At 58.4% G+C, this 14,423-nt stretch carries 8 protein-coding genes and 1 pseudogene; 5 read left to right on the top strand and 4 right to left on the bottom strand.

From position 1 onward, the window contains the following. Window positions 1–135 precede the first annotated feature (135 nt). Complete coding sequence (locus M0D65_RS05520) at window positions 136–3,027, top strand: sugar-binding domain-containing protein (RefSeq protein ID WP_266251691.1); 2,892 nt, start codon at window positions 136–138, stop codon at window positions 3,025–3,027. Between the two features lie 498 nt (window positions 3,028–3,525). Here M0D65_RS05520 and M0D65_RS05515 read toward each other — a convergent pair whose 3' ends face one another. Both M0D65_RS05515 and M0D65_RS05510 read right to left on the bottom strand, forming a co-directional pair. Continuing rightward, entirely contained in the window at window positions 3,526–3,858 is a 333-nt protein-coding gene (locus tag M0D65_RS05515; protein WP_266251689.1) for a hypothetical protein, read from the bottom strand. A 118-nt stretch (window positions 3,859–3,976) separates the two neighbouring features. Further along, entirely contained in the window at window positions 3,977–5,143 is a 1,167-nt protein-coding gene (locus M0D65_RS05510) for an IS30 family transposase (protein ID WP_266251687.1), read from the bottom strand. Between the two features lie 2,300 nt (window positions 5,144–7,443). On the opposite strand from M0D65_RS05510, the gene M0D65_RS05505 reads away from it, so the two are divergent. Together M0D65_RS05505 and M0D65_RS05500 are read left to right on the top strand one after the other, a co-directional pair. Further along, window positions 7,444–9,663 (top strand): autotransporter outer membrane beta-barrel domain-containing protein, encoded by a 2,220-nt coding sequence (locus M0D65_RS05505; RefSeq protein ID WP_367619325.1) that lies wholly within the window; start codon window positions 7,444–7,446, stop codon window positions 9,661–9,663. Then, window positions 9,561–10,505, top strand: coding sequence for an autotransporter domain-containing protein (locus M0D65_RS05500; RefSeq protein ID WP_367619324.1), 945 nt, complete (start codon window positions 9,561–9,563; stop codon window positions 10,503–10,505). Before M0D65_RS05505 ends, M0D65_RS05500 begins: the two co-directional genes overlap by 103 nt. A 62-nt stretch (window positions 10,506–10,567) precedes the next feature. Here the strand turns inward: M0D65_RS05500 and M0D65_RS05495 are convergent, their stop codons facing one another. Next, window positions 10,568–11,500, bottom strand: coding sequence for a YadA-like family protein (locus M0D65_RS05495; protein ID WP_266252030.1), 933 nt, complete (start codon window positions 11,498–11,500; stop codon window positions 10,568–10,570). A 469-nt stretch (window positions 11,501–11,969) separates the two neighbouring features. Here M0D65_RS05495 and M0D65_RS05490 point away from each other — a divergent pair, with 469 nt between their 5' ends. Further along, window positions 11,970–12,536 (top strand): hypothetical protein, encoded by a 567-nt coding sequence (locus M0D65_RS05490; protein ID WP_266251685.1) that lies wholly within the window; start codon window positions 11,970–11,972, stop codon window positions 12,534–12,536. Between the two features lie 167 nt (window positions 12,537–12,703). Further along, window positions 12,704–13,198: a hypothetical protein gene (locus M0D65_RS05485; protein ID WP_266252047.1), complete on the top strand. Its 495-nt coding sequence runs from the start codon at window positions 12,704–12,706 to the stop codon at window positions 13,196–13,198. Here the strand turns inward: M0D65_RS05485 and M0D65_RS33080 are convergent. After that, window positions 13,189–13,818: pseudogene (locus M0D65_RS33080) on the bottom strand (ESPR-type extended signal peptide-containing protein); the annotation flags it as partial. The gene M0D65_RS05485 and the pseudogene M0D65_RS33080 sit on opposite strands and share 10 nt — an antisense overlap. Between the last annotated feature and the right edge of the window lie 605 nt (window positions 13,819–14,423).

Genomic DNA, 14,423 nt, shown 5'->3' with positions numbered 1-14,423 from the left:
CGATGACAGGCGTCACTGGATGCTGGTCCGACCAAAGAGCATTCAATAATTGTATGCACTCTTAACAAATCTCAACACTTGTTCGGCGCGGCACGGATACGAAACTCAAAACTCAAAGCAAGATTGGAGGAAGACATGCAATCTAAACAGCGTCGTAGGTTCCTTTCATACGGCACAGCACTGATCGGAAGCGGCTGGCTGGCCGCGTGCGGCGATGGCACCGGAAATTCCGGTGCCGCGTCGGGGCGCGCGATCGCCGACATGCAGGAACCGGGCGTCGTGCCGGCGACTCCGCCTGGAAATCTGGTGGCATCGCGCGAGATCACAGGTCATTGGAGGTTCGCATCCGTGTCGGACTATCCGTACCTGAGTGGCGCACAACTGGCGAGCGCTGACGGTGTGAGTGGTATGGCAGCCGCGACTGTGCCGGGTACCGCGCTGAACAGCATGATCGTCAACGGTAGATATCCCGATCCGTTCTACGGCAGGATCGTCACCGACACCATTCCCGACACGTTGAAGGACACCGACTACTGGTATCGCACAGCATTCGCAACCCCTGCGCTGCGACCAGGTCAGCGTCTCTGGCTACGCTTTGACGGCGTCAACTACATGGCGGCCATATGGCTCAATGGCACGCCTGTCGGCACGCTCGAGGGTGCGTTCAGGCACGGCTACTTCGACGTCACGAAACTCGTCGCGGCGGCCGGCGGTACCGCGTACCTTGCCGTCCGGGTGATCAAGCTGGATTTCTCGGAAGGGCCGCTCAAGCCGAGCTATTCGAGCGGCGTGACGCGCGGCGGCCACAACGGTGGCCCGACCGGCGTCACGTTGAAGAACGGTCCCACGTTCTTCTGCGCGGCCGGATGGGATTGGCTACCGACCATTCCGGACCGCGATCTCGGCATCTGGCAGCCGGTATCGTGGTTCACGACGGGCACCGTGCGCATCGCGGACCTGCACGTCGACAGCACGCTGTCCGACGACCTGGGCAGCGCCAGGCTGCAGCTCGATCTGTCGCTCGACAATCGCACCGGTGCGCCGCTTGCCGCCACCGTGACAGGCAGGATCGGCAACGGCATCGTCTTCAGTCACGCCATCACGATACCGGCAGCCGATCATCCGACCACAACTACACTGACGTCCGCCGACGTGTCCGCGTTGTCACTGTCGAATCCGAAGCTGTGGTGGCCAAACGGATACGGCGAGCCGAACCTGTATGCGGTGACGGTCTCGATCGAGGTGCAAGGGCAAGTATCGGACACGCGAACCATCAACGTCGGTCTGCGCCGCATCGAATATTCGCGTGACATCGGCTTCGGGTCGCAACTGAGCATCAAGGTCAACAAGCTGCCGATTCTCGTCATGGGCGGCAACTGGGGACTCGACGATGCACTCAAGCGGATTCCACGCGAACGGTTGTTCAATCAGGTCAGACTGCATCGAGATGCGAATCTGAACCTGATCCGAAACTGGAACGGTCAGAGCACGAGCCGAGATTTTTTCGATGCGTGCGATGCCTACGGGATTCTCGTCTGGCAGGAATTCTTTTATTCGACCGAAGCGGGCGGCGCCGGCCCCGCAAACGTGCCGCGTGACCTCGCTAACATCCGGGACATCATCGTCCATTACCGCAATCATCCGTCGATCCTGCTATGGTGTGGCGGCAATGAGGGCTCGCCGCCCACCGCGCTCGTCAACGGGGTCGACGCGCTCGTCAAGGAACTGGACCCTGGGCGCCTGTGCCTGACGAGTTCCGCGAGCGACACGGGTGATGGCGCGGTGAATGGCTATTCATCTGGCGGACCGTACCATTGGGAGTCGCCGAAAGGAATCTTCTCTCGCGGCTACGGAACGTCGAATACCGCGTTCCACAATGAAGTCGGATCATATTCGATTCCGACACTGGAATTCGTCCAGGCGATGCTGCCATCGTCGTCGTGGGAATGCCCGGATGACTATTGGGCGGATCGCGACATCAATGCTGACGGCTATCAGTCCATCTACCTGGACGGGTGGACATTAAGATGGGGGGGTGACGGCTATATCGCACGGACTAGGAACCGCTATGGGCAGCCGAAGAATCTTGCCGACTTCGTGCGTAAGTCGCAGATGATGAATTACGAGAGCATCAAGGCGATCTACGAAGCAACCGCTGCCGTGATGATTGGCCCGGCGTCAGGCAACATCGCTTCTCCCGCCACCGGCGTGATCATGTGGATGACGAATCCCGCTCAGCCGAGTTTTATCTGGCAGATGTACAGCCACGATCTCGAGCAGCATTCGTCCTTCTTTGCGGTCCAGCGTGCATGTCGGCGCATCAATGTGATCCTCGATGCGAATACGTTCAATGTGACGATCGCCAACCATGACGCGAGCGCGGTGTTCGGCAGTGTCGATATGCGCGTCTACAACCTCGACAGCACGCTGGCCGGTAGCACCGTTCAGGACGTCGGAGTCGCACCGGCATCGCATCAGGTTGTCGCGAATCTTGGAGCGCAGATCGCGGCTGCTACGTCGGACGTTTGCATCGTGGCGCTCGCATTGCGTAATCCGGGCGGCGCGACCGTTGCCGATAATCTCTACTGGTGCCAGAAGAATGGACAGGACGCTTCTTACGAGTCGCTCGACACGATCGCGGCTGCTTCTATCGCGGTGAGCGCGTCGCTTGTGGAAGCGAACGATACGACCACGCGAATCACGGCCGACGTTGAGAACATTGGTAAAGCGATCTCGCTGATGACTCACCTGCAGTTATACGATCAGTCGAGTGGGCAGAGAATCCTGCCCGCGTTCTACAGCGACAACTATCTGAACCTGCTGCCCGGCACATCGACGCAGATCGTCATCGACGTGCCACACGCGAAGGAGAAGCCGATTTCCGGCGTGGCGTTGCGTGTCGACGGCTGGAAACTCGATCAACGGAATACCAGGCTTTCGTCGAGTGACGTGCCGGTGACGTTCAACCAGCCGGCGCTTACAGTCGCGCCAGCAGTCGCCACATTTGGCAAGTGTGGAAGCAGTTGACGAGGGGAATGACAAGGCATGGATGCGTCAACAAGCCGACCGTCCAGTGCCTTGATCTGCTTAATCGCCGCGCGAGCCTTGCATGCCAAAGTGGCCATTTGGCGTGGGCAGTTTTGCGCTCCACCAACTCCCGTTCTAGCGACGCGATTGTCTTTCTACCGACCACGGGATGCTGGGCCGCCTTGAATTGCATCGCGATGCGGAACCGGTCGAGGATCCGTCCGCGTGCCAGCTGACAAGCGTGACGGTCTTCTCAAATTCACCAACGTCATCACCGACCATGTAAACGTCGCGTGCCGGTCGTTCCGATTTTTCTGGAAAAGCGTCCTGAGACGCGGCAGGCTAAGCTTGCGGCGTGTGGAGCAGCGCAGTTCGAAGCGGGCTGCGTTCGGCGATGTGGGTCGGCACATAATCAGGATACGCGCGCTGGTTGATGCCATCGAGTGTGCAAGAACCAATCAACGAAATATCAATCTTTACTCCCGGAGGTAACTCGGTTCACGTGACGAGCATTTCAGCGCGGCGCCGCTGAACGTCAGCCCACGTGCTGGCGGTTAGCCGGTAATTACGTCCCTCACGCTGGATACAGCCAAGGCGTATTGCGGCTTGTAGGCGATGCTGCAAGCGGGCAATTTCCACCGGGTGACGCGCATGCGCATACCATTGTGCGAGCGTAAAACTACCGGTGCCAAAGCGCTGCCCCAATGTGTCAAGTAGCTCAACAGGCACGATCAGGCTGGCGGATAGTGATGGGTAGCGGTTACGCACGACACCACCACCACGCGGGTCGCCGGCATCTCTCAATGCCAGAATCCCGGCAGATGAACTCATCGATAGATGTCATGCTCACTTTCCTCCTTTCAACGATTCAGGCATATCTCATCTGAGGATGGTTGGAAGCACAACGATGTATTGGCCACGAAGGTTTATGGGAAGATCACCGATGGGTTCAACCGGTGAATGCAACACCCATGCTGGCATTTAGTTTATCTGCAGGCGTCATGAAGCCCAATGTCTTTCGGGGTCGTTGATTCAGTTGCAAGGCGATCTTGTTCAGATCGCCTTGCGAGTAGCCGGCCAGACTTGTGCCTTTGGGGAAGTACTGCTGGAGGAGTCCGTTGGTATTCTCGTTTGTGCCACGTTGCCACGGGCTTTGTGGATCGCAGAAGTAGACCTGCACGACGGTCGCGACTGTGAATTGCTTGTGCTGTGCGAGTTCCATGCCTCGGTCCCATGTGACCGATCGGCGGAGCTCCACCGGCAATTTTCGCACCTGTTGGCTGAGCGCAGACACGACGCTTTCTGTGTCCTTGCCCTTTACCTTCACGAGGATGGTGAAGCGCGAATGACGTTCGACCAGCGTTGCGATGTGTGTATTGTTCGAGCCGCTCAGCAAGTCGCCTTCCCAGTGTCCCGGAACAGCCCGGTCTTCGGCTTCCGCAGGCCGTTCGCGGATTGATACCGCATCAATGATCTGTCCGCGCGGTTGCCCCTTTGCTGACGCTTTCTTCGAGCGGCGCATCATACGGCGCGTGCGTAGGTGTTTCATCAACTCCGCCTTGAGTACACCACGCGCCTGAATGAACAGACTGCGGTAAATCGTTTCGTGTGAGACCTGCATGGTGTCATCATCGGGGTACTGCTGCTTCAACCAGCCAGCGATCTGCTGCGGCGCCCATTTCAGTTGCAGCTTTCTGGCGACTAGCCGACACAGTTTAGCGTTGACGGCAAGGCGGCAGGGTTTCGGTCGCCTTGCGCTGTCCCAGGCTTTTGCGTCCGCCAGCGCCGCCCGGTATTTGTTCAGCCCGCCGTGCCGTGCTACTTCACGGCTGATGCTCGACGGCGACCGACCGAGGCTCGCCGCGATCTGACGGATTGAAACGTCTGCATGGACGCCGCGCGAAATTTCTTCTCTCTCGGCAAGCGTCAGTACTCTGGTTGACCGTTTTCTTATCATCGGCATGATGCCGCCGTGGGGACGCACGATCGCGTGAATCGATGCGGCGTGCTTGCCTAACGAACGGCCGATGTCGCTTAGCGACTCACCATCTTTCCATCTCTGCCACAACAACGTCTTTTGTGCAAGCGATAGCCCGCATCTTCGCTTTTGATTCACCTACTTTTCCTCCTGGGCCGACATTAGACCAGAAGGTGTTGCAACGACCGGTTGAACGCGCCCCAGCTTTCTTTGCGAGGAGCGCCGTCGACGAGAAAATCAGGCAATGCACCGAAACCTTTCGGCATCGGCAACGCACAGGTACGTCACAATTGCCAGTCGCATGCCGCGCTTGCACAACCCTTCTATCTGAATCAAATCGCTGCTTGATTCATCGGCCTCCACAAATCGGAGCGATCTCACGGTACGGCATAGATGCGCCTTAAGCATCAGGGGTGTCGCACCTACGAGAAACGATGAACAACAAAAATAGTCTTCAGGAAAGAGGCTCATCAAAGAGAAATACGCGGCTCAAAAGGGTTCGCCTGAATGAGATGGTAGAGCGATTTTCCAACGTGCCCATCGCACCAGTCTAGAAATATCGTGTTCAGAAGAACGTAATAATTTGTATCGTGCAGGTGTGATATTCATAATGCATACGACGGTATCCTCATCAACGCAGTAGAAGATCGAAATCGCACTTCAGACGGGCTTTGGCCTGCAAGTATTTCGGTGGATAATCGGATTTAGGTAGCACCTAGGAAGGCGGACCCTCTCCCGAGTACGACGATCCCTGGTTGAACAGATATCGCGAAATCAGATTGGATCCGGTCATATTTGCCATGCGAGCGATGCCCGTTTGTGAGTCACCAGTCGACTTGAACGATCTATATCCACTCTCGACGAGCTTGGAAGTACCTGACACATTCCGCTCCGGACGTACGCTTCTGGCACCAGACCGTAGCGAAATACCACGGCGTCGATTCGCTCGTCGGATGGAGTCAGGTAGGACTTGAGTCCAATCGTAATACTCTGCGCTGCTCGGCTAGCTATCGAAGGCCAAGGTGTGGGGTGAAGGAACCCCAATTGGCAGCTGGCACAAATGCGCCGAATGGCGACGCCTCATCGGTTGTGACGCTGCTGGCGGCTACCGCAACTGGGCAGCTTATCGAATAGAACATGGCTAGGATGAATCGCGCCAGATATGACGCGCGCATCATTGTCTCCTCGAATACTGTGATCGATATGTATAGAAATGTTGGTACCGGACTCCTCGCTCGGATTCAGATGTAGTCGGTGTGGCTTAAGGCACTGCGTCGCCAGGTCGAATTTTCGTTGCCTTCTGTAATCAAACCGGACAATCGTTGACGATAAAGCGTAAAGGGCTAGCAAAGATCGGCGCAAGCGCCGTAGCGGTCAGCTATAGTGCTCGATCTGGCCAACGATGCCGCTTGGTCGTCGGGTCGTCACGAGCCTTCAGTTTGGGTGCGGACACGACTCCACCGTCGCCGCTTCATAGGACATCGTTGCCTGGCTTTGTTGTTCGAATGCCCGTGCGCGCATGCACGAATGTTTCTCACTCTCCGCAAAGTGGTATCGGTACTGATCGCTATCCTGGCGTGTCGGCGTTAGCACGTCGAGCGCCTTTCCGCTTGCTGGTCTGCCCGTGCTGATCGACATGAACAGCAGATTCAGTGTCTTGGGGCGTTCATCGCAGCGTCGTAACGCCTCGCGGGCGCGTGAGGAGCGGCCTGTCGCTTTCGAGCGTCTAGCTGACGTAGGGGATCGCTTTGGCCACCGCGGCCTTTAGGGAGTCACAGCCAGCGATCAACTAGACGATTGGGTCGATCGTTACAGGTGCCCGGGCCAACAAGACTGAACTGCAACGGGCGCGCTTCTCGGAACTCAACGGGTGGATCGGTTCGAACGTGGAGCGGTTCAAGCGATATGCGATCGACGCACAGGACGCCCTTGCGGCATTGATCCCTGAAACATCCCCGACCTTCGGCGACACGCTAAGTGAATTCGCCCTAAGGTGAAACGCTGTACTTCGACGGCGTTTTCGAACGGAGTCGAGTGTCGGAGAATTTCCTGTTGGCGACCACTACGAATGGTGGACTCCAGTTTTTCATCTATCAACTTTCCCGAGTTCCCTGCATCACCTCTGTTCAAACGGCTGTCAGGTTCAAAAAAATAGTGCCCAACGAAAGGTCAAGGTAAGATTCTGTAACTATGCTGCCTTGGCGTTGGTCTAGGAATTCAGCGCATTTTAACTACAGGGTTCAAATAAACAACGAGGACGCAACATGCGTGCGAACGCTCGGCGGTTCAGTGCAGTTCATCTGGAAAGTCCATCTACATCGACGGTTCCGTTTGCCAGATCCTCTTCGTCGCAACCAGACCGAATCCATCCTGATCGCTCATCCGACGGTCTGCGCCGTCCAGCATTCCGGCCGGGCGACTGGGTCCCGGTTGCCTCGATGGCTGTGTCCGCCATCATTGCTTTCTTGCCGGCCGCCGTGTATGCCAACTGTACGACAGCGGCAAACGTCACTACCTGCGATACGACTTCGCCCACGCCATGGAAAAGTACGATCGGCACCGGTCCAACCAATGCATCGGGGGCGACCGTCAACATCGGGCCGAATGCCCAGGTCATCGTCGGCGACACGAATGCAATCACTGTATCTGACAACGCCAACATTACGGTGTCGAGCGGAGCGCTGGTCCAGAACGCCTCGAAGTCGAACGCTGGAGTGTTTGGTTACGGCGCCAACACCATCGAATTCCGCAATAACACTACGCTCACCGTCCAGCAAGGGGGCTCCGTCATTTCGACGGGAACGCAGATACCTGGAGAAGCGGTCAATGCAATAGGCAGCGGTAACACGATTATCAACAATGGCACGATTCGCAGCATCAACGCGGCAGCGATCTGGTTCGACAATCTATCCGGCACGAACACGGTTATCAACAACGCGACCGGGATCATCCAGGCGCCGGGCAACGTGATCGGTTCAACGGGCAAAGGTGCTGTCGACTTCACGAACCGCGGCCAGGTGATTGGCAATCTCGTTTTCGCGGGCGGCAACGATTCGCTGCACCTGTACACGGGGTCGGTCATCACCGGTAACTTCGATGGCGGTGGCGGCAACAACGTCATCACGCTCAATGGGACGGACACGGGCTCTCTACCGGGCAACATCAAGAATTTTCAGACCCTCTACAAGCAGGACAGCGGTACGTGGACGCTGACCGGTTCGATCATAGGCGTGACCGTCGCGGAGGTACAGCAGGGTACGTTGGTGCTGAACGGCAACAATTCGCAGTACACAGGCAAGGTGGTCGTCGACCAGGCCGGCGTCCTGCAGGCACCTGCGCAGAGCCTCCCGCCAACGGTGACCAACAACGGACTCGTGCAGTTCACACAGAATGCCGATGGTACGTATGCGGGTCTCATCACCGGTACCGGTGCAGTCGAGAAGGATGGCACAGGAACGTTGACGCTCGCTCCGAGTGCATCGGGCGGCAACACCTATTCGGGTGGTACGGTACTGACTCAGGGGATCGTGTCGGTCGTCGCGGATAACGCGCTCGGCGCATCGACGGGTGGTGTGACGTTTGGCGGTGGCACCTTGCAACTGGGCAGCAGTTTCAATCTTGCCAGTACGCGTGCGATCTCGATTGGCGCCGGAGGCGGCACGATCGATACTCAAGGGTTCCAGTCTACGATTACGCAAAACATTACCGGTGCGGGTGCGTTGACCAAAGTCGGCTCAGGCACGTTGATTCTCGATGGCGCCAACACTTATGGCGGCGGTACGACGGTTAGCGCGGGTACGCTCGTGGTCGGTGACGAGTCGAGCGCGGGCGCAGCCCTGGGCGGTGGTGGGGCCGTCACGGTTGCTTCGGACGCGACAATCGGCGGGTACGGCAACGTGACTGGTAACGTGATCAATAACGGTACGCTTGCCGTCGCGAATGCGTTGCCCGTGTTCGCGGGCGGTGCGAGCGGCAATTTCACCGTCAACGGTGATGTAACCAATGCCGGGCTTCTCCAGATCGCGGGCAGCGGTGTGGGCAATACACTGACCGTCGCCGGTAATTACGCTGGACAGAATGGGACAGCGGCGCTCAACACCCAGTTGGGTGCCGATAATTCGCCGTCGGACAAGATCGTAGTTAGCGGTGGCCGGGCGAGCGGGACGACGACGCTGAATATCACGAACGTCGGAGGTGCGGGCGGATTGACTGTCGACAATGGCATCCAGGTTGTGCAGGCGACTAACGGTGGCACGACGGCGGGCGGTTCGTTTGCGCAGGGCAACACATTGAGCGCGGGTGCTTATACGTATGCGTTGTATCAGGGCGGTGTGACTGCGGGAACGCAGAACAACTGGTATCTGCGTTCGAGCTTGCCACCGGCCCCGACGCCGACGCCGACGCCGACACCGACACCGACACCGACACCGACACCGACACCGACACCGACACCGACACCGACACCNCGACAGCATCACAGCCGGTCCTCGCTGAAGGCGCCCCTCATCTGCCGACGACGTCATCCGGAACGACATCCCCGGTACCTATCTATCGGATGGAAGTGCCGGTTTACGCGGAGATACCATCGCTGGCGCGCGAGATGCTCGTGCAGCAGATCGGTACGTTTCATGACCGACAGGGCTCGCAAGGCCTGTTGAACGAGAACGGCGTATTGCCGGCCGGCTGGAGCCGGGTATGGGGCGGCCATAGCGTACAAGGCAACGACGGCAGCGTGAATCAGAAGTTCGACGGCACGATTGGCGGTGGGCAGGTCGGCCAGGATGTGTATTCCGATACGACCGCGAGCGGCCACCGCAATCACTACGGGTTCTTCCTCGGCTTTGCACGCGCTACCGGCGACGTCAACGGATTCGCGCTCGCACAGCCTGATTTTGCCGCGGGTCATCTGTCGATCGACTCATACAGTCTGGGCGGTTACTGGACCCACATTGGCCCCGGGGGTTGGTATACGGACACGGTGCTGATGCTCAGTACGATGACGATCGACCCGAGATCCAACCAGAACATCGGTGCTACTACACATGGCAAGTCGGTCACGGCGTCGGTGGAAGCTGGTTTGCCGATCCCGCTGCCGCTGAATCTGTCGATTGAACCGCAGGTCCAGCTGATCTATCAGCACACGCACATCAATGATCTCGACGACGGCGTCTCGACGGTAGCATTCCATAGCGCAAGCAGCCTGATCGGTCGTCTCGGCGCGCGGTTACAGGGTGAGTTCGTAGCGGCGGGACTGCAGTGGCAGCCGTATGCACGCGTCAATGTGTTGCGCTATTTCGGTGGCACCGACAGCGTGACTTTCACGGGCAACACCATCCTTCCAACGACCGTTGGGCAAACCGAAGGGCAGGTTGGCGCGGGTATATCGGCACGGGTCAATAACACGGTCAGTGTTTTTGCAAGTGCGGGTTACCTGTTCAACCTGGGTGGTGCGCATCAGCGCACGGTTGAGGGCAATGCAGGCGTTCGGCTGAGCTGGTAAGGGGGCTGCTATTTTGGCGGGCATCGAAGAAACCATTCGATGCCCGCCTATACATCCGCGCACTACCACTGGTACGCAGCACCCACCCCGAATACGGCGCCTGCACCACCGCCGCTGACACCTCCCTTCACCTTGATGTTTTCCGCAACGCGGGCGGTAAACCCGAACGCAACCGCCGAGTAGCCCTGATAATTTCCCGAGCCAAATCCGACTGACAAAGTCTTGCCCGGATCAACCTCTGGAATCATCGCCAAAGCGGTCGCAGCCGCGATACCCGAGTACGAACGACGTGCCACGTCATTGACGTTGCCTTGCACGCTCTCCAGCTGAGACACGTTGACTCCATCGGTTGGATTGATCCCCGGCGCCACATTGGTGAGGCGACGTTCGTTCCCTGGCGAGCCGACAGATACTGTGTTGGCTTCGTTCGCAACGGAATTCGCACCCAGCGCGACCGCGCCTTGAGCTGTGGCTTGCGCACCCGCACCCAGTGCAGCCGCCCCTTGAGCCGTGGCTTGCGCACCCGCGCCCAGTGCAACCGAATTGTTGCCGGAGGCCAGCGAATTGGAGCCAACTGCGGTTGCCGGATCGGCGATGGCCTGGGCCTGGTAGCCGATTGCAACCGAACCCGCATACTGCGAGGTCGCGCGGAAGCCGATCGCGGTCGTGTTCGCGTCCTGCGCAAGCGACTGCGAACCGTACGCGGTCGCACCGTTGGCCACGGTTGTGGTCGTGGCGCCATTGACGCCGGCGATCGTGCCTGCACCCGCGCACAACCCGGTTGCCGTGGTGTCCGTGCCATTGGCGACACCGCAACCGGAAGCCTGTACGACTTGAGTGGCGGTATTGTTGGTTCCGCGTCCCTGCGAGACGACAGCGCCGGACGCATTGACGCCGCCCGTGAGCGTGGCGCCGATGGTCGCGCCGCGTGAATTGGCGGTCGTCGATGCGGCGTTGATGGGCGCGAGCGATGTCGACAGGCTGGACAGGACCACACCGTTTCCACCGGCGCCGCTGGCGATGGCGCTAGTGATTGTGCTCAGCCCGCTGCTCACGGTGGTGGACAGCGAAGTCACGCCGGTGGACAGGGAGCCGATGCTGGTGGAGGTCGAAGCCGACATGCTACCGATCGTAGTGCTCACACCGGTCGACAGCGACGTGAGACCGGTCGACAGAGAGCCAATGCCCGTCGAACTCGACGTGGACAACGAATCGATGCCGGTCGATGTCGACGTGGAGAGACTGCTCACATTGCTGTTGGTCGTACTCAGGCCCGTCGACAGCGAGTTGATCGCAAAGGCCACCGATGTCGACAGCGACGACACCTGGCTGACGTTGACCGCATCGGTCGGGTTCACGCCAGGGGCGACATTGGTCAGCCTGACTGGTGCGGTCGCGCCAACTCCGCCGAGCGTCACGCTTGTGTGTGATGGGTCGTCGTACTGGACCGAATTGGCGACGCCCGTGGACAGCGAAATGATACCGGTCGACAGCGAGCCGATGCTGGTCGAGGTCAGCGTCGACAGACTCGTTACCGTGCTGCTCGTCGTACTGAGGCCTGTCGACAGGGAGTTGACGTTGTTCGTCAGGGTGCTGATGCCGGTCGAGGTCGAAGTCGACAGACTGCCGATGCTGCTGGTGGTGGTGCTGAGGCCGGTCGACAGACTCGACACGTTGCTGTTCGTCGTGCTCAGACCGGTGGACAAGCTGGTGATGCCGGTCGAAGTCGAGGTGGACAGCGAGGTCACACCGGTTGACAGCGAGTTGATGCCCGTCGATGTCGAACTCGACAGACTTGTCACGTTGCTGTTGGTCGTACTCAGGCCGGTTGATAGCGAACTCACACCGGTCGATAGCGAACTGATGCCTGTTGATGTCGAGCTCGACAGGCTCGTCACGTTGCTGTTCGTCGTGCTCAGGCCGGTAGACAGGCTACCGATGCCGGTCGAGGTCGACGTCGACAACGAGCTCACACCAGTCGACAGGGAACTGATGCCACTTGACGTTGAAGTCGACAGACTCGTCACATGACTATTGGTCGTGCTCAGACCGGTCGACAGGCTGATGATGCCGGTCGAGGTCGAGGTGGACAGCGAGCTCACACCGGTTGACAGCGAGCCGATGCCGCTCGAAGTCGAGGTCGACAGACTGGTGATGCCAGTCGAGGTCGATGTGNAGTCGAGGTCGACAGACTGGTGATGCCAGTCGAGGTCGATGTGGACAACGAGCTCACGCCGGTCGACAACGAAGCGATGCCGCTCGAAATCGAGGTCGACAGACTGGTGATGCCAGTCGAGGTCGATGTGGACAGCGAGCTCACGCCGGTCGACAACGAAGCGATGCCGCTCGAAGTCGAGGTCGACAGACTGGTGATGCCAGTCGAGGTCGATGTGGACAACGAGCTCACACCGGTCGATAGCGAGCCGATGCCGCTCGAAGTCGAGGTCGACAGACTGGTGATTCCAGTCGATGTCGACGTAGACAGCGAACTCACACCAGCCGACAACGAGCCGATGGCGCTTGAAGTCGAGGTCGACAGGCTGGTGATGCCAGTCGAGGTCGATGTGGACAGCGAACTCACACCAGTCGACAACGACCCAATGCCGCTCGAAGTCGAAGTCGACAGGGTTGTCACATTGCTATTTGTTGTGCTCAGACTGGTCGATGTCGCAGTCGACAGACTGAACAACTGACTGCCGTTGATCGCATCCGTGCTCGTCGACGAAACAGTCCCGGCTGCGACATTGGTAATTTTCTGGTTGTTGACGCTCGCGCCACCGTTCAACGATGCCAGCCCAGACACCTGCATCGTGCCCACGATTTGGGTGCCGTTCGTGCCACCGTTGATGTACGCGCCGTTCGACAGGACATAGAAGCCGTAGACGTTCGCGGTCGATCCACCCGCCGTCGTCGTGCCGCCCGTCGACGTCGGCAGTCCGCCGATCGTAGCGCTCCCATTGGTCCCGCCCACGACCATCATGCCGCTGTTGGTCATCGTCCGCGTCACGCTCGCGGTGTTGCAGTTGGCACTGCCGTTGAGCGAGCCGACTGTACCGCCATCGTTAATCTGATAACAGCTGGAATCGCCATTATCGTTGATGATCATTTGCGCCTGCGCTGGCGAAAACGCAAAAATGGCCGCGCTGATTATCGTCAGTTTCTGAAAAATTGCCCCGCTAACCGGCGCAAAGGACGCAGCATTTGAATGCGTGACGCATTTTGTCGACTTTTTGCCGCGGGTATGAGCCTTTTCGGAAACCACGACCCAAACACCAAGTACATCGCTCCAGATAGTCCGATATGCGCGATTCACGACCACCTCCGGGAAAGTGTGGCCGCCCCGTTACCTGACCTTGGGGCCAGCCGGTTTGGTGCCAATGCGATAAAGGTTTTATTCGCCTCGCGATTGGTTTTTTGGCAATCGATCCTATCGGATAGTTGACTAATAAACAATCCACAGTGTCTTGCGTAGCGAGATTCCGATGCCGAATAGGTTCCGTGGCATTTGCGGACATATTGGTGCGGGTGCTCCAGCACGATGTTGTCCGTTCTCACGCGTATTTGGTGTAATGTTTAGCGTTCGATGGAACGGTAATGCCCCCGCCCAGTAGGCGGTCACGTTGAGCAGCCGGATGCTACGGCCATCGGCAAGCTGAATGCCAATCGTTTGCCTCCAAGGTGTCTCCAGGAAAATATCTGTTCTGGAGACTTACTTGGAGACAATGAAAACCTTATGGAATAGGGCTTTCAGTGTAAAAACGTAGATTGTCTCCATGTCTCCATGTCTCCATGTCTCCATGTGCTTTAGATCCAGCCGCTGTCATACAACTACAACCAGGTCCAATGCGACTGGTAGAGTCGCAGGCGAGAGTACGATGACTTCGGGTATTTTTCTGGATACTTTTTGACCATCAGGCC

Origin of the sequence: Paraburkholderia sp. CHISQ3, assembly GCF_030464945.1 — a bacterium.
In the GTDB taxonomy this organism is placed as follows: domain Bacteria; phylum Pseudomonadota; class Gammaproteobacteria; order Burkholderiales; family Burkholderiaceae; genus Paraburkholderia; species Paraburkholderia megapolitana.
Note: the sequence above shows the minus strand (reverse complement) of the source record. Positions and strands in the feature narration are given on the sequence as shown.

Bases quoted from the DNA above. Each gene is read 5' to 3' on its own strand.
- M0D65_RS05520 (WP_266251691.1), top strand. From the start codon at position 136: ATGCAATCTAAACAGCGTCGTAGGTTCCTTTCATACGGCACAGCACTG.
- M0D65_RS05515 (WP_266251689.1), bottom strand. From the start codon at position 3,858: ATGAGTTCATCTGCCGGGATTCTGGCATTGAGAGATGCCGGCGACCCG.
- M0D65_RS05500 (WP_367619324.1), top strand. From the start codon at position 9,561: ATGGAAGTGCCGGTTTACGCGGAGATACCATCGCTGGCGCGCGAGATG.
- M0D65_RS05485 (WP_266252047.1), top strand. From the start codon at position 12,704: ATGCCAGTCGAGGTCGATGTGGACAACGAGCTCACGCCGGTCGACAAC.